Origin of the sequence: Rhodovulum iodosum (assembly GCF_041020385.1) — a bacterium.
In the GTDB taxonomy this organism is placed as follows: domain Bacteria; phylum Pseudomonadota; class Alphaproteobacteria; order Rhodobacterales; family Rhodobacteraceae; genus Rhodovulum; species Rhodovulum iodosum.
The window spans coordinates 11,863-30,618 of sequence record NZ_JBEHHI010000002.1; the positions used below are offsets into that span (position 1 = coordinate 11,863).

Annotated in this window: 12 protein-coding genes and 1 tRNA gene; 8 read left to right on the forward strand and 5 right to left on the reverse strand. The window is 67.8% G+C overall.

The window, feature by feature from the left end; genetic code table 11:
- The first annotated feature begins 152 nt into the window (after positions 1 to 152).
- From Ga0609869_RS09125 to Ga0609869_RS09140, 4 genes are all read left to right on the forward strand, one after another.
- Positions 153 to 2,453, forward strand: a complete 2,301-nt coding sequence (locus tag Ga0609869_RS09125) for a calcium-binding protein (RefSeq protein WP_125403185.1) — start codon at positions 153 to 155, stop codon at positions 2,451 to 2,453.
- 159 nt (positions 2,454 to 2,612) lie between these two features.
- Positions 2,613 to 6,020 (forward strand): DUF4347 domain-containing protein, encoded by a 3,408-nt coding sequence (locus tag Ga0609869_RS09130; protein ID WP_125403184.1) that lies wholly within the window; start codon positions 2,613 to 2,615, stop codon positions 6,018 to 6,020.
- A gap of 157 nt (positions 6,021 to 6,177) precedes the next feature.
- Positions 6,178 to 8,058, forward strand: a complete 1,881-nt coding sequence (locus tag Ga0609869_RS09135; protein ID WP_125403183.1) for a CAP domain-containing protein — start codon at positions 6,178 to 6,180, stop codon at positions 8,056 to 8,058.
- 126 nt (positions 8,059 to 8,184) lie between these two features.
- A complete protein-coding gene (locus tag Ga0609869_RS09140) occupies positions 8,185 to 10,260 on the forward strand; it encodes a calcium-binding protein (RefSeq protein ID WP_125403182.1) in 2,076 nt (691 codons plus the stop codon).
- A 33-nt stretch (positions 10,261 to 10,293) separates the two neighbouring features.
- Here the strand turns inward: Ga0609869_RS09140 and Ga0609869_RS09145 are convergent, their stop codons facing one another.
- The gene (locus Ga0609869_RS09145) at positions 10,294 to 11,169 is read right to left on the reverse strand and encodes a hypothetical protein (protein WP_125403181.1); all 876 of its coding nucleotides are present in this window, start codon (positions 11,167 to 11,169) and stop codon (positions 10,294 to 10,296) included.
- 91 nt (positions 11,170 to 11,260) lie between these two features.
- On the opposite strand from Ga0609869_RS09145, the gene Ga0609869_RS09150 reads away from it, so the two are divergent.
- Positions 11,261 to 12,910, forward strand: coding sequence for an ABC transporter permease (locus Ga0609869_RS09150; protein ID WP_125403180.1), 1,650 nt, complete (start codon positions 11,261 to 11,263; stop codon positions 12,908 to 12,910).
- Between the two features lie 51 nt (positions 12,911 to 12,961).
- Positions 12,962 to 13,037 (forward strand) — tRNA-Thr (locus Ga0609869_RS09155).
- A 201-nt stretch (positions 13,038 to 13,238) separates the two neighbouring features.
- Here Ga0609869_RS09155 and arsC read toward each other — a convergent pair.
- Genes arsC through Ga0609869_RS09170 form a run of 3 tightly spaced genes read right to left on the reverse strand, consistent with a single transcriptional unit; the run spans position 13,239 to position 14,976 of the window.
- Positions 13,239 to 13,586 carry an arsenate reductase (glutaredoxin) gene (gene arsC / locus Ga0609869_RS09160; protein ID WP_125403179.1) on the reverse strand — a complete coding sequence of 116 codons (348 nt, stop codon included), beginning with the start codon at positions 13,584 to 13,586 and terminating at the stop codon, positions 13,239 to 13,241.
- Entirely contained in the window at positions 13,583 to 14,641 is a 1,059-nt protein-coding gene (locus tag Ga0609869_RS09165; protein ID WP_125403178.1) for a quinone-dependent dihydroorotate dehydrogenase, read from the reverse strand. Before Ga0609869_RS09165 ends, arsC begins: the two co-directional genes overlap by 4 nt.
- Positions 14,638 to 14,976: a DUF952 domain-containing protein gene (locus Ga0609869_RS09170; protein ID WP_125403177.1), complete on the reverse strand. Its 339-nt coding sequence runs from the start codon at positions 14,974 to 14,976 to the stop codon at positions 14,638 to 14,640. The genes Ga0609869_RS09165 and Ga0609869_RS09170 overlap by 4 nt, the downstream gene beginning before the upstream one ends.
- A 231-nt stretch (positions 14,977 to 15,207) precedes the next feature.
- On the opposite strand from Ga0609869_RS09170, the gene Ga0609869_RS09175 reads away from it, so the two are divergent.
- Positions 15,208 to 16,770, forward strand: coding sequence for a bifunctional metallophosphatase/5'-nucleotidase (locus tag Ga0609869_RS09175; protein WP_125403176.1), 1,563 nt, complete (start codon positions 15,208 to 15,210; stop codon positions 16,768 to 16,770).
- Between the two features lie 84 nt (positions 16,771 to 16,854).
- Positions 16,855 to 17,520 (forward strand): SOS response-associated peptidase, encoded by a 666-nt coding sequence (locus Ga0609869_RS09180; RefSeq protein ID WP_125403175.1) that lies wholly within the window; start codon positions 16,855 to 16,857, stop codon positions 17,518 to 17,520.
- 275 nt (positions 17,521 to 17,795) lie between these two features.
- Here the strand turns inward: Ga0609869_RS09180 and Ga0609869_RS09185 are convergent, their stop codons facing one another.
- Entirely contained in the window at positions 17,796 to 18,596 is an 801-nt protein-coding gene (locus Ga0609869_RS09185) for a c-type cytochrome (protein ID WP_125403174.1), read from the reverse strand.
- Between the last annotated feature and the right edge of the window lie 160 nt (positions 18,597 to 18,756).

Genomic DNA, 18,756 nt, shown 5'->3' on the forward strand with positions numbered 1-18,756 from the left:
CGGGATTGGCCAACCTGTCGTAGTGGGCGCCGGTTGACGTGAAGGGAGCACGCGACCGCCAGCCGCGTCCATGACTATTCCCACCTGCGCAATGGCTCGGTCCTCCTGTCGGCGCCGGTTGGCTCACGATTGATTTTTCAGGGAGTTTCCGAATGGCCGAATATATTGTCGACATTGCCACCGACACCACCGACGACACCGACGAGTTCCTGAGCCTGCGCGAGGCGGTTGCCATGGCGGCGGCCACCGACGAGGCCGACACGATCGTTTTTGCCGACGGTCTGTCGACCCTGCGGCTGGACGCAACGATCGCATTCACCGACCCCGCGCTGACGATTATCGGCGACCAGGACGGCGACGGCTTTGCCGACATCACGATCAGCGGGCCCGAGGATGACAGCGCCATCGACGGCCCGTCGCTGTTCCGCTTCGAGGCCGGCGCGGCGGTGCGCATCCAGGAGATGCGCTTTCGCGATGTCTTCATCGAACAGGCGGACGGCGCCGACGGGGCGCCGGGCGACTCCATCCTGAATTCGGCCGGCACGGACGGGCAAACGCCCGAATACGGCGCGGCCCTTCTGCATGTGATGTCGGATGCGACGCTGACGCTGCTGCGCAGCAGTTTCGACCGGATCGGGGTCAAGGCGGGTGACGGCGGGGATGGCGGCGCTGGCTGGGACGGAACAGACGGGGACAGCCCGGCGGCCAGGACCGGGGACGGCGATGACGGGTTCGACGGCGGGGACGGCCGACAGGGGGGCGATGGCGGCAATGGCGCCAAAGGCGGCACGGCTGCCGGCGTGCTGCTCAACGAAGGCACGGCGCGCCTGGCCGATATCGGCTTCGGCTCGGACCTCGACGGCACCGCTGGCCGGGGCGGCAACAGCGGCCCCGGCGGTGACGGCGGCGACGGCGGCGACGGCGGCAAGGGCGGGCCGGGCCGGCTGGCCTTCCCGGCCGTTCGTTCGGGTGACGGCGGCGACGGCGGCGCCGGCGGGACCGGCGGTGACAGCGGCGACAGCGGAGACGGCGGCGATGCCTCGGCACGCATCCTGAACCGGGGCGAGATCGAGGTGCTGAGCGGGCTGGGCATTCGCGTCCCGGACGCCGTGACGGGTGCGGCCCGCGACGGGCTTCTGTTCGCCGGCGGCGCCGGCGGCGATGGCGGCGCCGCCGGCGAGGCGGGCGACCGCGCCTTTGGCCAGCTCGTCGGCGGCGCCGACGGCAGCCCCGGATCGGGGGCGTCGGAAGGCGGTATCGGCATTGACGGCAATGTTGGCGTCAAGTCCGAGATCTGGCTGACCGATGACGGCACCGACCTGACCGACGGCATCCCCGACGGCACCCGCTATTACGAGTCGCTGATCTATGCCTACGGCGCCAATGCCGACGCCTTCGAGGGCGAAACGCTGGAATTCTCGATCATCCGCACCGGCGAGACCGACATCAACCTGGAGGTCGAGTGGACGCTGGAGCCCGCGGAGGACGGCATCGACGCCGATGACGTGTCGGGGGGGCTGAGCGGCCGGGTGGAGTTCACCGCCGGCGGGCCCGATATCCGACGGGTCACCATCGACGTCGCCGAAGACGAGCTGGACGAGAGCGACGAGGGCTTCACCTTCCGCCTGACCGATGTGAGCGAGACCTCTGCCACCGATTCGACCTACGGCTTCGGCTCGCAGACGGTGGCGGGCCTCGTGCGCGACACGACCGAGCCCGGCGGCGGTGGCCTTACCCTGACCGGTACTCCGGACGGGGACGATCTGCGCGGCGGGGCGGAAGGCGACACGATCCGCGGCCTTGGCGGCGACGACCTGCTGTTCGGCGAGGGCGGTGCGGACCTGATCGAGGGTGGCGACGGGCGCGACACGATCAACGGCGGCGACGGCGACGATACGATCGAGGGCGGCGCGACCTCTGCCGACCGGCGCGACGAGATCTACGGCGGCGACGGCAACGACACAATCGACGCGGGCTACGGCAACGACCTGGTCTTCGGCGGCGGCGGCGACGACACCATCGCCGGCGGCTTTGGCGCCGACGACCTGCGCGGGCAGGCCGGCAATGACGTGATCACCGGCTCGGCGCTGTCCGACCTCGTCTTCGGCGGCGACGGCGACGATTTCGTCAATGGCGGGTTCGGCTACGACCGGATCAACGGGGGCGCGGGGGCGGACCGGTTCTACCACCTCGGCGTGCCCGATCACGGGTCGGACTGGATCCAGGAATACACGTCGTCCGAGGGCGACGTGCTGGTCTTCGGCGGCTCGGCGTCGGCCTCGGATTTCCAGGTGAACCTGGTCGAGACCGAGGATGCCGGCACCGCCGGGGTCGAGGAGGCGTTCGTGATCTACCGCCCGGCAGGGCAGATCCTATGGGCGCTGGTGGATGGCGGCGCGCAAAGCTCGATCAATATCGAACTGGGCGGCGAGGTGTTCGACCTCCTCGCCTGAGCGCGAGAAAAACCTCGACAGGCGGTGCAGCCCCGCTGCGCCGCCTCTATTATGTTTTTGAGATTGCTACTTTCTCCGCCGCTTTGTGCCAGATCAAAGTGGCGGGTGGACGCGTGTGACTTCATTTGACTTGAGTCAACCCCAAGTCGTGGAGCCAACATGCCACTACATCCCGTTTCCCAGTTCACCGCATCGCTGTCGCGCATCCCGGCCGCGCGGCGCGCGCTTTATGTTTTCGATGCCCGGCTCGACGACCTGGCGCTTCTGGATCGGGCCGTGCCCGCGCAGGCGCGCGTGTTGCATCTCGGCGCGCATCCGGACGCTTTGGCTGCCATCGGCGCGGCGCTGGCCGCGAACGCACCGGTGAGCGAACTGGTGCTTGTCGCCCACGGCACGCCGGGGCGGGTCGCGCTGGGTGCGGCGGGGCTGAGCGCCGAAACACTGGCCGACAACGCCGAGACACTGGCCGGCTGGCGCGCCCATCTGGCCGGGGACGCGCGCATCGTGCTGGCCGCCTGCGCGTCCGGGCAGGGGGCCGAGGGCCGCGCGCTGACCGGCCTCTTGGCGCATCTGACCGGGGCCGAGGTCGTGGCCGCCGAGGACGTGCTGGGCGCGGGAAGCTGGGCCTTTGCCGGCGGCTGGACCGCGCCCGAAGGCTGGGCCGCCTATCCCGGCACGCTCGCCGCGCGGGCATCGGTCGATGTGAACGGGGCCGAGTTCGACTGGGGACAGCAATCCTATTACGGCGAGGTCTCCAGCGACGGGCGGTACACCGTGTTCACCCATTATGTCAGCGGCATCGTGCGCGATCTCTACGTCTACGACCGCCTGACCGGGACCAGCGAGGCGATCGTCCGGACCGCGCCGGATGCCGGCGAGGTGATCGTCGGCGACAACGATCCGACTAGCTATGACCCGGGCCTTGAGACGTTCGAGGGGCAAGCGTCGATCTCGGGCGACGGGCGCTACGTGGCCTTCCTGCACGCCCAGCAACTGGTGCCATCCGACACCGACACCACCGATGACCTGTACCTTTACGACCGCGACAGCGGCGAAGTGAGCCTGGTCTACGAAGGCACCTATATGGATTACGAGTTCTCGTTGAACGAGGACGGGTCGCTCTTGGCCATCGCGTCGCGCTTTGACACGCCGAGCGTGGCCTGGAGCAACACGATCCGCATCGTCGACACCGCCACCCACGCGGTGGTCGACGTGTTCGGCTCGGGCAGCAGCGCCAGCTCTTTCAGGCCAAGCTTGTCGGACGACGGGCGCTATGTCGCCTTCTACTCGCCGCTTGCGTTCACCGTGGAAGACACGAGGTCGGTGGGCGATCTCTACCTGCTCGACCGCGACACCGACAGCTACACGCTGATCACGAAGAACGCCGCGGGCGAGGTCGGCGACGCCGACTATTATAACGGCTACCAGGCCAGCATCAGCGGCGACGGCCGCTATGTCGCCTTTTCATCCCACGCCACCAACCTGGTGGCCGACGACACGAACGGGGTCGAGGACGTTTTCGTCTACGACCGTGTCGACGACAGCCTGGAGCGGCTGACCTTCGGCGCCGAGGGCGGCGAGCCCGACCGGGCAAGTTCGGCGCCCAGCATCTCCGACGACGGCCGCTTCGTGGCCTTCACCAGCGAGGCGAACAACCTCGGCATGGGCGCCGACAGCTATTCGCAGCCCGATATCTTCGTCTACGACCGCTTAACCGGTGATCTGCGCCTGGCCTCGGGCGACGAAGACGGCGTGGCGCGCGGCTTCTCCTCGTCCGATGCGAAGGTCTCGGCCGACGGGAAATACGTGGTGTTTCAATCGCACAATTCGCATATCGTCGAAGACGATACCAACGCGGCCGGCGACGTGTTCCTGGCCGAGATCGACCGGTTGCCGGTCAGCCCCTACGACGATGTGATCGCGATGGCCGATGGCGGCGACTATGTGAATGCGGGCGCGGGCGACGACACGGTCGCCGGCGGCGACGGCGATGACGAGATCCGGGCGGGCGCAGGCAACGACCGCGTGGACGGCGGCGCCGGGGCCGACATCATCGCCTTGGGCGAGGGGGCCGATACGGTGGTGCTGGCCGCGGGCGGCGGCACCGATACGATCAGCGATTTCGAGGTCGGGACAGACAGCGTGGAGGGCACCGGCTTTGCCGTCGATACCGTCGGCGGCGACCGGCGGCTGTCGCTGGATGACGGCAGCGCGCTGATCTTCGAGGACGTACCGCGCAACTATGCGCCCGAGGGCGAGGTGCGCCTGACCGGCACCGCGCGGCAAGGCGAAACGCTTACCGCCGATGCCTCGCGCGTCACCGATCTCGACGGGATCGTCGCTGCGACGATGAGGGTGCACTGGCTGCGCGACGGGGCCGAGATCGCCTCCGCCGCCGGCCCGGTGGATGGCGACGGGCGCGCGACCTACACCCTGACCCAGGCCGATGTCGGCGCCGAGATCGTGGCCGAGCTGCGCTATGTCGACAATTTCGACAGCGCCGAGAGCGTGGCCAGCACGGCGAGTGCGGCGGTGGTGAACGTCAATGACGACCCCGAGGGGGGCGTCGATATCGCCGGCGCCGCCCGGGTGGGCGAGACGCTGACCGCCGACACCGGCGCGCTGGACGACCCGGACGGGCTGGGCGCCTTCAGCTATGCCTGGCTGCGCGACGGCAGCGCGATATCGGGGGCCGGGGCGGCCAGCTACACGCTGACCGATGCCGATCTGGGCGCCGCGATTTCGGTGCGCGTCTCTTACACCGATGGCGGCGGCACGGACGAGCGTGTGACCAGCGCCGCCACGGGCAGCGTCGCGGTGGGCGCGGCCGAAATCACCGGCACCGAGGGCGACGACGAGCTTTCGGGCAGCGAGGCCGCCGATACGCTGCGCGGGCTGGGCGGGGCCGACACCCTGTTCGGCCTCGGTGGCGATGACGTCATCGAGGGCGGCGACGGCACCGACACGATCAATGGCGGCGACGGCGACGACACGATCCTCGGCGGCGACACCTCGGCCGACCGGCGCGACGTGATCCTCGGGGGCGACGGCAACGACACCATTGATGCCGGTTACGGCAACGACCAGGTGTTCGGCGGCGGCGGCAACGACACCATCGCCGGCGGCTTCGGCGCCGACGACCTGCGCGGGCAGGCCGATAACGACGTGATCACCGGCTCGGCGCTGTCCGACCTCGTCTTCGGCGGGGATGGCGACGATTTCGTCAACGGGGGCTTCGGCTTTGACCGGATCAACGGGGGCGCAGGGGCCGACAGCTTTTATCACCTCGGCATCGCCAACCACGGCTCGGACTGGGTGCAGGACTACACCGCCGCCGAGGGCGACGTGCTGCTCTTCGGCGATGCCACGGCCTCGGCGGACGATTTCACGGTGCGGTTCACCCATACCTCGTCGCCCGAAACCGGGCGGTCGGGCGAGGACGACGTGCAGGAGGCGTTCGTCGTCTACCGGCCCGCGGGCCTGATCGTCTGGGCGCTGGTCGACGGCGGCGGCGAGGCCAGCCTGAATGTCGAGATCGGCGGCGAGGTGTTCGACCTGCTGGCCTGAGCGTGACGCAGGGCAGAGGGGCGGCGCGGCACGGCTGCGCCGCCTTTTCCATGCGCTTTGGGCGCATAGGCCCAAACTTCGCCGCAATATCGCCAGTTGGCTTTGAAATCCGTGATGCGACGGGTATTGTTGCCAAAAAATCGGACGGGGCAGTTACATGGCAATCACGGCAAACGAGCAGTATCTTATCGAGCTTATCAACCGGGCCCGGCTCGACCCGCTGGGCGAGGCCGCGCGGTACGGGCTGTCGGACCTAAACGATGGGCTGGCCGCGGGCACGCTGAACGCAACGCCCAAGCAGGTCTTGGCGCCCAATACGTTCATCGAGGCGGCGGCCCAGGCTCATTCGGCCTGGATGCTGTCGGCCGATACGTTCAGCCATACCGGCGCGGCCGGCAGTTCCAGTACCGACCGCATCCGCGATGCCGGCTATACCCTGACCTCTCCGTGGTCGACGGGCGAGAACATCGCCTGGCAGGGCACGACCGGTACGATCGATCTGGGCGCGTCGATCCTGGCCCATCACGAGGGCCTGTTCCTGTCGGCCGGACACCGCGCGAACCTATTGGATGACGGGTTCCGCGAGATCGGCGTGGCACAGGTGCAGGGCTTTTTCACTCAAAGCGGCACCGCCTACAGCAGCTCGATGCTGACCGAGAATTTCGCCACATCCGGGCGCACCGTCGTCGTCACCGGCGTGGCCTATACCGACAGCGACGGCGACGAGTTCTACTCGGTCGGCGAGGGCACCGGCGGGGTCAGCCTGTCCTCGGGGGGCGCCTCGGCCAGCACCGCCGCGGCGGGCGGCTATTCGCTGGGCGTGTCGTCTTCGGCCGCGACCGAGGTCACGATCACCGCGGCGGGCAGCACCAGCGTGGTGCGCGTCGATACATCTGACGGCAATGCCAAGCTCGACATTCTCGGCGGCACCTTCCTGAAATCGGCAACCAGCCTGACGCTGGTCTCGGGCATCGCCGATGCCGCCCTGCTGGGCCTGGCCGGCGCCAGCCTGACCGGCGGGGCCGGGGCCAACGTGCTTTATGGCAACGCGGGCAACAACCATCTGGCCGGCGGGGCCGGCAACGATGTGCTGGTGGGCGGCGACGGCATCGACACGGCCGTGTTCGGCATCGCCGCGGGGTCGGCCACCGTCACCCAAAGCGGCTCGGCCCTGACCGTGTCGTCGTCCGAAGGCACCGACACCCTGCGCGGGATCGAGCGGTTCGAGTTTTCAGACGGTCTTTTCACCGTCGAGGACATGCTGGAGGGCGGCCCCGTCGAGGGCATGGTCCTTTCGGGATCGGACGAGGCCGACGAGCTGACCGGCGGCAATGGCGACGACGAGATTTCCGGCAACGGCGGCGACGATACGCTGATGGCCGGGGGCGGCGCCGACCATGTGACCGGCGACGATGGCGACGACACGATCCATGGCGGCGACGGGCCCGACACACTGAACGGCGGCGCCGGTAACGACACGATCTATGGCGGCGAGACCGTGGCCGACCTGCGCGACGTGATCTACGGCGGCGAGGGCGACGATTTCATCGACGCCGGCTACGGCAACGACCAGGTCTTCGGGATGGGCGGCGCCGACACTATCGCGGGGGGCTTTGGCGCGGACACGTTGCAAGGGCAGGATGGTGACGATGTCATCACCGGCTCGGCGCTCTCGGACCTCGTCTATGGCGGGGCGGGCAACGATTTCGTCAATGGCGGCTTCGGCTTCGACCGGATCAATGGCGGGGCCGGGGCGGACAAGTTCTACCATCTGGGCGTGGCCGACCACGGGTCGGACTGGATCCAGGACTACAGTTCGGGCGAGGGCGACGTTCTCTTGTTCGGCAACGCCGCGGCCAGCGCCGATGATTTCCGCGTGACCTTCGTCGAAACGGCCTCGGCCGGCACGGCGGGCGTGGAAGAGGCCTTCGTGATCTATCGCCCCACGGGCCAGATCATGTGGGCGCTGATCGACGGCGGCGGCGAGGCAGAGATCAATATCGAAATCGATGGCACCGTTTTCGACCTGCTGATCTGAGGACATCGCAACAACACGGCACGGAATCCATGCCCGAAAGGCGCTTGGGTGTTGACATATAATGTTTATAACTCAAGTTTTTATCGGACAAACTTAAAGTAATATCTACGCGCGACAGGAGACCAGATGACAACCTATACGATCCAGGGCTTCGGCCTTCCCGTGGATGACGCCCCCGGGGCGACCCCGATTGAAACCGTCGAACTTGCGCTGATCGTGCCCGATGGCACGACCTCGTTCAGCTACGAGACGGTGGGGCGCGACGACGAAGGCATGCCGCTGGTCGATGTGGCGCTCGACAGCTATCGCGAGCTGATCGACGGCGAAGACGAAGAGATCGAGGGCATCTCGGTGCTGCAGGTCGAGTGGTCGGGCAATACGGTCTACGTGCTGAACCTGCAATTCTCCGATGGGCGCGACCTGATCTTCCGCCTTGGCGGCGACGTGCTGCCGGTGTTCGAAACCGCCAACGATTTCCTGGCCTTCGACGAGCGGATCGAGTCGGTGGACACGCCCGACGCGGGCTCCGGCTTTGCGCCCGGCGATGCGATCCGCCTGGCCGCCATTCCCGGCGTGGCGATCACGCAGGACGACGTGATCCAGGGGTTCGACGACAACGACGTGATCGCCGGGGGCGCCGGCAACGATTTCATCTCTGGCGAAGCGGGCAACGATATCCTGCGCGGCGGCGTCGGGGACGACGTGCTGCTCGGCGGGACGGGGGCCGACCGGCTGGTCGGCGGGGCCGGCGAAAACGGCTTTGTCGGCGGCCTCGGCAACGACGTGATAATCGGCGGCGAGGATGGCAGCGAGACCGATTACGACACGCTGAGCTATCTCGACGAGGACGGGCCGCTGGCCGTGTCCGTCGATATCGCCGCGGGCACCGCGACCGACACCTATGGCGGCAGTGACACGATCAGCGGGATGGAAATGATCCTCGGCACTGCCGGTGCCGATACCTTCACCGGCAGCGACGACCCGGACGAGCATGTCCGCTTTCGCGGGTTCCAGGGCGATGACACCTTTATCGCCGGGGCGGGCCGCGTCACGCTCGACTATCGCCGCGACGAGGGGCTGGGCGCGAGCCAGGGCATCGACGCCGACCTGGCCGCCGGGACGATCATCGACCCGTTCGGCGACACCGACACGGTGATTGGCGCGACCTATCGCCTTCGTGGCACCGATTTCGACGACACGATGGTCGGCAGCGATGCCGACGAGGTGTTCGAGGGGCGCGGCGGGGACGACGTGATCGAGGGCGGCGCGGGCGAAGACACCGCGCGCTTCGACGTGGAGTTCGGCAGCGCCACGGTGACGCTCGACGGCGACACGGTCACAGTCACCTCCGCGCTGGGCACCGACACGCTGAGCGGTGTCGAATATTTCGTCTTTGCCGATGCCGAGCGAAGCCTGTCGCAATTCATCTACGGCACGTCCGACGCCGATGACGAGGTCGAGGGCACGGACGAGGGCGAATGGATCGACACCGGGCGCGGTGACGACACGGTGGACGGCGGCGGGGGCGACGACCGGATCGACGCCGGCGAGGGCGATGACCGCGTGCTTGGCGGCGACGGCGACGACACGCTGAGCGGCGGCGACGGGTCGGACACGATCAATGGCGGCGACGGCGCCGACACGATCGAGGGTGGCGATACCGAAGACGACCGGCGCGACATCATCTATGGCGGCAACGGCGACGACATCCTCAACGGCGGTTACGGCAATGACCTGATCTACGGGATGGCCGGCAATGACCGGATCTCGGGCGGGTTCGGCGCCGACGAGCTGCAGGGGCAGGACGACGACGATGTGATCACCGGCTCGGCGCTCTCGGACCTCGTCTATGGCGGGGCGGGCGACGATTTCGTCAATGGCGGCTTCGGCTACGACCGGATCAACGGCGGCACCGGGGCGGACAAGTTCTACCATCTGGGCGTGGCCGACCACGGGTCGGACTGGATCCAGGACTACAGTTCGGCCGAGGGCGATGTGCTCTTGTTCGGCAACGCTTCGGCCAGCGCCGACGATTTCCGCGTGACCTTCGTCGAGACCGAGGATGCCGGCACCGCGGGCGTCGAGGAGGCCTTCGTGATCTACCGCCCCACGGGCCAGATCATGTGGGCGCTGATCGACGGCGGCGGCGAGGCGGAGATCAATATCGAGATCGGCGGGGGCGTGTTCGACCTGCTGGCGTAGGGGCGTTTGGGGGCGCCGCCCGGCGCCCCCGGCCTAGGGCGCGATGAAGTTCACGCCATCCATGCGTTCGATGGCGAAAATGTCTTCCTCGTAGGCCTCGGTCAGGTCCTCGACCAGGTCCTCGGTCCAGCCGGGCACGTCGAGTTCCATCTCCAGCGCCTCGGGGATCGCGAACTTGTCGAGGAAGGCGGCCACGACGCGGCTGCGCTGCAGCTCGGTCTTGGGCGGATTGCTGGCGAGGTAGGCGCGCATACGCTTCAGCCCGCCCTCGGTCATGATCGTCGCCAGTAACGCGTCGGCGCCCTCAAGCTCGGTCTCGGGGCCGTGGCCGGACAAGCTGCGCAAGACGTCGCGCCAGACCAGCGGCGTGTCCTCGTTGCACCAGACGGTGAACTCGGCATCGGGGTTGGCGTTGCGGATACGGCGCACCACGTCCGACCAGGCCAGCCGCCCGGGATCGGCACCGGCGATGAACCCTTCGAAGCTCTTTTCGTTGGAGCGCGCGAAAAGCGCGGGGACGAACGTGGCGGGGTTGCGGATGGCGAGGTGGAACTCGCACCCCGCCTCGGGGAACAACTGGGCGAGCCAGGTCGCCTTTTCCCCGGCCATGGGGTAGAGCATGTGCTCTTGCAGCACCTTGGCGGGCATGCATATGAAGGACTCGTTGGAAAAGATCAGCCGCCGGGCCCCGTCCTCGTCCATCATCGCGTCGAGCATGGTTTCCTGCAACTCACGCGGTGCGGGCTTGCCCCGCAGCGAGATCATCGACTCGCGCAGAACGGGACGCGCGCGCGCCGGCTCGGGCACGACGATTCCCTCTTCGGCCAGCCGCTTTCGGTTTTTCTGCAGGCATTTCATCAGCAGCCCTTCGTCGGTGCAATGCGCCCCGATATGATAGACGAGCTGCATATGTCGCTCTCCGTGTTGCCTCTCACACGCGTATGACGTGACTATACGAGGATTTGTGGACAGTAAATCGGCTTTCCTGTAGAGCGGCGATATGGTTGAGCAAAACACTCGGTTACCAGCCCGCCGCCTCTGGCCCGACCCCTGGTCGGTCGGTGCGGTATTGATCGCCGCGGCGGTCCTGATGCCCATCGCCTCGGTGCTGTGGCTGGCGCTCAACCCCGCCGAGAATGTCTGGCCGCATCTTCTTAACACCACGCTGCCGCGCTACCTGGGCAATACCGGTGTTCTGATGGCCGGCGTGGCGGGGCTGTCTGCGGCGATGGGCACGGGGGCCGCCTGGATGGTGGCGATGTACCGGTTTCCGCTGTCGCGCTGGCTGGACTGGCTGCTGTTGCTGCCGCTGGCGATCCCGGCCTATGTCGGCGCCTACGCGCTGGTGGATTTCCTGGAATATGCCGGACCCGTCCAGACCGGATTGCGCGGCCTGATGGGCTGGCAAAGCGCGCGCGACTACTGGTTCCCCGAGATCCGTTCGCGCGGTGCGGCGATCCTGGTGCTGTCGGCGGCGCTATACCCCTATGTCTACCTGCTGGCGCGCACGGCCTTCCGCGAACAGTCCGGCGGCGCCTACGAGGTGGCGCGCGCGCTGGGCGCGGGGCCCTGGGGGCTGTTCACCCGCGTCGGCCTGCCGCTGGCACGCCCGGCCATCGCCGCGGGCGCGGCCATCGTGATGATGGAAACGGTGAACGATTTCGGCGTGGTCGATTATTTCGCCGTTCAGACCCTGACCGCCGGCATCTTCTCGGTCTGGCTGGAAAGCGGCAATGCCGGTGGCGCCGCGCAGATCGCGATGGTGATCCTGGCGATGATCCTGGCGCTTGTGGCGCTGGAAAAGGTCAGCCGCCGCAACCTGCGCTTTCACAATATCGCCCGCCATCACCGGCCGCTCAACCCTGTGCGGGTGACGGGCGCCGCGGGCTGGGCGATGACGGCGCTTTGCGCGCTGCCGGTCGGGGTGGGCTTCGTGCTGCCGGTCGGCGTTCTGGCCTCCCACGCCTTCGGCGCAGGGGGGGCATGGATCGACCCGGGCCTGTTGCGCGCGCTGTGGAACACGCTGACGGTGGGCGGGCTGGCGGCGCTGGGCACGGTGACGGCGGCGCTGTTTCTCGTCTACGGGGTGCGGCTGACGGGGCGGATGCTGCCCAAGCTGCTGCTGCCGGTCACCACCATCGGCTATGCCGCGCCCGGCGCGGTGCTGGGGGTGGGCCTGCTGATCCCGATGGCCGCCGCCGACAACGCGCTGGCCGACGCGGTGGAGGGCGCCCTGGGCGTCGATATCGGCCTCGTCATGACCGGCTCGGCCTTTGCCATCATCTATGCCTACGGCGTGCGCTTTTTCGCCATCGCGCAAGGGGCCGCCGATGCGGCGATGGGCCGGATCGCACCCAGCCTGCCGATGGCCGCACGGTCGCTGGGCCGCAGCGCGCGCGGCACGCTGGGGGCTGTCTACCTGCCGCTGATCCGGCCCACCGTGGGCACCGCGCTGCTCTTGGTCTTCGTCGATTGCGTGAAAGAGCTGCCGGCGACGCTGCTGCTGCGCCCGTTCAACTTCAACACGCTGGCCACGCGCGTCTACGAGAAGGCGAGCCTGGAAAACCTCGGCGATGCCGCCCCGGCCGCGCTGCTGGTCAGCGCGGTGGGGCTGATCGCCGTCGCCTTCCTCGCACGCGCCAACCGCTGAGCCCGCGAAATCCTTGCGCGCGCGGCTGGTGGCGGCTAGATCAGGTCCAGCGCCCCTATAGCTCAGCTGGTAGAGCATCTGATTTGTAATCAGAGGGTCGGGAGTTCGAGTCTCTCTGGGGGCACCACCAAGCCGCTGTTTTAGCCGGGAAATGTTATCTCGCCTCGGTTTGTCCGTCCGAGCGTCCGAGCGCGTCCGGCTCGGACGGACGGTGGCGTTGAAGCGCCAAGTTGCGATTTCGCCATCCGCAATAGCAAATGAGCGGGCTGCGCAGGTCGGGGCAAACGTGGACCTACCTCTCGCATGGCCGAGCCGGGAAAACCGCCGCTCACAGGATGTCGAGCACCCGCTCGGGCGGGCGGCCCAGCGCGGCCTTGCCGTTGGCGAACACAACGGGGCGTTCGATCAGGATCGGATGGGCGGCCATCGCGGCCAGCAGCGTCTCGTCTTCGTCGGTCTGCGACAGGCCCAACTCGCGGAAGGTCTTTTCCTTGACCCGCATCATCTCGACCGCCCGCAGTCCCAGCGTATCGCGGGCCAGCCGCAGCTCGGCCAGGCTGGGCCGGTCGTCGAGATAGCGGCGCACCACGGGCGCGATGCGGCGGTCCTCGATCAGCTTCAGCGCCGCGCGCGATTTCGAACAGCGCGGGTTGTGCCAGATCACCACCTGCGTCATGCCCACTCCTCCCGTCCGGTGCCGACCGCCTCGGCCACGCTGGCAAACCCGTCGCGCGCCAAGAGCCGGTCGAGCCCGTTCGCGATTTCGGCCACCAGCCCGAGCCCGCTGTAAACCAGCGCGGTATAAAGCTGCACGGCGCTGGCCCCGGCGCGGATCTTGGCATAGGCCTCTTCGGCCGAGCCCACGCCGCCCACGCCGATCAGCGGCAGCCGGCCCTCCGTAAGGACCGAAATCCGGGCCAGCACCCGGGTCGAGCGGGCGAAAAGCGGCGCGCCCGACAGCCCGCCGGCCTCTGCCGCATGGGGGCTGGTCAGCCCGCCACGGGCGAGCGTCGTGTTGGTGGCGATGATCCCCGAAATCGCACGCTCCAGCGCCACCTCGGCAACCTCTTCCAGTTCGGCGTCCGACAGATCGGGCGCGATCTTTAGAAACACCGGGATCGCGCGGGGCAGGTCGGCCCGCGCGGCCATGACCCCGGCCAGCAACGCCGAAAGCGCCGCTTTGCCCTGCAGATCGCGCAGCCGCTCGGTATTGGGCGAAGAGACGTTCACGGTGGCGAAATCCACATGCGGCCCGCAATGGGCCAGCACCGCGGCGAAATCGGCCGCGCGGTCGGTGCTGTCCTTGTTGGCGCCCAGGTTCAGCCCGATCACCGCGCCGGCGGGCCGGGCGGCCAGCCGCGCGCCGATTGCCACCATGCCGTCGTTGTTGAACCCGAAGCGGTTGATCGCGGCGCGGTCCCCGGTCAGCCGAAAGAGGCGCGGGCGCGGGTTGCCCGGCTGCGGCCGGGGCGTGGCCGCGCCCACCTCGACAAAGCCGAAGCCCGCGCGCGCCAGCGGCGCCAGCGCCTCGGCGTTCTTGTCGTACCCCGCGGCCAGCCCGATCGGGTTGGGCAGGTCGAGCCCGGCGAGCCTGGTTTTCAGCCGCGGGGTGCTGACCGGCCCCGGCAGCGGCACCAGCCCCGATTTCAACGCGGACAGCGAGAGTGTATGGGCGCGTTCGGGGTCCATCCGGTGCAGCAGCGCAAGGCCCGCGCGTTCCAGCGGGTTCATACCACACCCTCGGGGAAGATATGCCCGGTGGCGCCCATCGGCAGCGACTTGTCCCACACCACCTCGGCCATCCGCAGCTCGCGGTAGAGATGCGGAAACAGCGCGCCGCCGCGCGAGGGCTCCCATTTCAGGGCGTCGCCCAGCCGGTCCGCCTCGACGGCGACCAGCACGAGGTCGCTTTCCCCGGCGAAATGCTTTTCGGCGGTGCCGGTCACCTGTTCGGCGGTCGAGAAATGAATAAAGCCGTCGGCAAGATCGACCGGTGCCCCGGCGGTGCGTCCCGCCGCGCGCAGGGCATCCCATTCCGCCCGTCGAAAGATCTTGTAGATCAGCATGGGGCTAGGTGATGCCCCGCAATTCGGGCCGGGTCAATGGGACACCCGGCCCCTTGCGCGGCCGGTGCGCGGGCGGTGCGCCGGCGGGTGATTGCCGCGGCCCGGTCCGCGCCGGACCCGATCGGGGTGCCTTGCCTCTCGGGGAAAGGGGCCGCAGCGCGCGGAACCTTTTGACAGTCCCCCGGGCCGCGCGCCACATTCGGGGATGTTAACCAACAGGGGACTCAAGACATGAAAACGCGCATCCTCTCTACCGCTGCGGTATTGGCGCTGTCGGCCGGGATGGCCCAGGCCGATTATTCGCTGACCATTTTGCACACCAACGATTTCCACGCCCGGTTCGAGCCGATCTCGAAATACGATTCGGGCTGTTCGGAAGAGGACAACGCCGCGGGCGAATGTTTCGGCGGCTCGGCGCGGCTGGTGAGCGCGCTCGACGCGGCCAAGGCGCGGACCAACAATTTCATCCTCGTCGATGGCGGCGACCAGTTCCAGGGCACGCTTTTCTATACCTACTACAAGGGCCAGGTCGCGGCCGAGATGATGAACAAGATGGGCTATGACGCGATGACCGTGGGCAACCACGAATTCGACGACGGCCCCGAGGTGCTGCGCGGTTTCGTCGACGCGGTCGACTTTCCGATCCTTATGTCGAACGCCGATATTTCGGGCGAAGACCTCCTGACCGGGGCCATAGAGAAATCCACGGTGATCGAGCGCGGCGGCGAAAAGCTGGGCCTCATCGGCCTGACGCCGCAGGATACCGACGAACTGGCCAGCCCCGGCCCCAACATCGTCTTCACCGACCCGGTGGGCGCGGTGCAGGCCGAGGTGGACAAGCTGACCGAGGCGGGCGTGAACAAGATCATCGTGCTCAGCCATTCGGGCTATGCCGTCGATCAGCGCGTCGCGGCCGAAACCACCGGGGTGGACGTGATCGTGGGGGGCCACACCAACACCTACCTGTCGAACACGTCGGACCGGGCCGAGGGGCCCTATCCGACCATGGTCGGCAGCACCGCCATCGTGTCGGCCTATGCCTACGGCAAGTTCCTGGGCGAGTTGAACGTGACCTTCAACGATGCCGGCGAGATCACCGAGGCCGTGGGCGAGCCGCTGATCATGGATGCCGCCGTGACCGAGGACGCCGACACCAAGGCGCGCATCGGCGAGCTGGCCGGCCCGCTGGAGGAAATCCGGCAAAAGGTGGTGGCCGAATCCGCCGAGGCGATCGAGGGCGACCGCTCGGTCTGCCGCGCGATGGAATGCCCGATGGGCAACCTGGTGGCCGACGCGATGCTCGACCGGGTCAGGGACCAGGGCATCCAGATCGCCTTCCAGAACGGCGGCGGCCTGCGCGCCTCGATCGACGCGGGGCCGGTGACCATGGGCGAGGTTCTGACCGTGCTGCCGTTTCAGAACACGCTCTCGACCTTTTTCGTCTCGGGCCAGACCATCGTCGATGCGCTGGAAAACGGGCTGAGCCAGGTCGAGGACGGCGCCGGGCGCTTCCCGCAGGTGGCGGGCATGACGTTTACCTGGAACCCGGCGGCCGAACCGGGCAGCCGGGTGGTCGATGTCATGGTGGGCGGCGCGCCCATCGACCCGAACGCGACCTATGGCGTGGTGTCCAACAACTACGTGCGCAACGGCGGCGACGGCTACGAGATGTTCGTGAATGCCTCGGACGTCTACGACTTCGGGCCCGACCTGGCCGACGTGACGGCAGAGTACCTGGCCGCGAACGCGCCCTACCAGCCCTATACCGACGGGCGCATCACCGCCGTCGAATAACGGCCATCGGGCGCGCGCGCGTGCGTGGCGACCGCGCGCGCCCTGACTTTGATCCCCGGTGCCGGTCCGGGCTATGCTCGCCCCATGTGCGGACGGTTTTCCATCACCCACCCGACCGAGGCGATGGCGCGGCTTTTCGAGGCCGTGCCATCGAACGATCTGCCCGAGGGACCCAATTACAACGTGTGCCCCACCAACGATGTGGCGGTCGTTACCAGCGCCGAGGGTCAAAGGCGGCTCAGGCCGATGCGCTGGGGCTTTGTCCCGCACTGGTACAAGAGCCCGACCGACGGGCCGCTGCTGATCAACGCCCGCGCCGACACCTTGGCCGAAAAGCCCGCCTTTCGCGCGGCGGCGCGGTCGCGGCGGTGCCTGGTGCCGGCCTCGGGGTTTTACGAATGGCACACGGGGCGGGCGGGCGAAAAGCTGCCCTGGTACGTCACCCGCGCCGATGGCGCGCCGATGGCCCTCGCCGGCATCTGGCAGGACTGGGAGAAGGCGGAGGAGGCGCTGACGACCTGCGCCATCGTCACCACCGACGCGAATGCCGAGATGGCACCGGTCCATCACCGGATGCCGGTGATTTTGGAGGCCGCCGACTGGCCGCTCTGGCTGGGCGAAGAGGGGCACGGCGCGGCGGTGCTGATGCGCCCGGCCGCAGAGGGCGTGTTGCGGCTTTACCGGGTGGGCAGGGCGGTAAATTCCAACCGGGCCAGCGGTCCCGACTTGATCGAACCGGTCGAGGCCTAGGGCAAGGCCGCTGGCCGGCCCGATGGGCGGGCCATGCCGCTTAGTATGGCGCCGGGTTGGTCGCGTCACCCGGAAATCCGACTTTTCATGAAAGACCGCCCCGATGCGCGGCGTGGCTGTGATGCGGTCTGAAGAGTTGTGTCGCCCGCCCCGCGCGGCCTCTGGCGTGCCGTTTACCGGCGGGCCGTCCCGGGTGCACCTGGCCGGGGCGTCAGGCCCCGAAAGGCACGGGGCCGCCCGCCGAAAGGCAGAGGCGGCCCCGCGTCGTCACTGCTCTATTCCGTGGGCAGGGTGCTGGTGTAGCGCAGCACGTCGACCGCCAACTCCGGGCCGAAGGCCTGAAGGTTGATCATTTCGACCCCGGTATGGGCGTGCATGATCTTGTTCAAGACCTCATCGGGCACATCGACGGCCTCGGTGCCGATATAGGCATCCTCGCCCGGACCGCCCCAGTTCAGCTTGCGCCCGTCAAAGCCGTGGCACGCGGCGCAGATCGTCTGAAAGACCTCGCGGCCGCGGTTGATGTCGCCGGCCACGATCTGCCGGGTCGACGGGTCGATATAGCCCGACATGTCGAACTGGCCGCGCGAAACGAAGGCCGCGACCCGCGCCAGCGCATCGTCCGGGATCATCTCGCGGTTGTAGAGATGGACCGGGCCGCGCAGCAACTCGAAGATCTCGGCCACCGATTTTCCCTTGGCGCCCTCGATCCCCTTGATGCCGGTGTAATGGCTGCCTGCGCGGTAGACGCCTTGCACCCCGGCGTAATCCCAGCCGTGGCATTCCTTGCACCGCCAGGTCTCCGCACCCGATTTCTGCCCGACCTCCGGGTAGGACGGATGGGTGATGTAGTGCGGCGCCGGCCTGTTCAAGGCCTCCCACCAGTTGTCGTAAATCCTCCCCCCGGCTGCCAAAATCCAGGGCTCGGACGGATTGGCCGGCGCCTCCGTCGCGAAATCGGCGGCGTCGTCCTCGATCGCGTAATCCGGCGTGAAGTCCTGTTGCGCCGTGGCCACGGCTGCAAAGAGCGCAATGCCTGCCGCAAATGCGGCGCTTCCCGTCAAAAACGGTTTCATGTGGTGTCCCCCTTTTTTCCCAATCACCCCGGAATACGGTGGTATGCTGTTCCGGGGTGCTGGACAGACGCTAGCGCATGATTCGTGAGATAAGCAATAAAATTTCAAAAATTATACCTATACAAGATTAAAAAAAACAATTTAAACGATAGGGCGTATC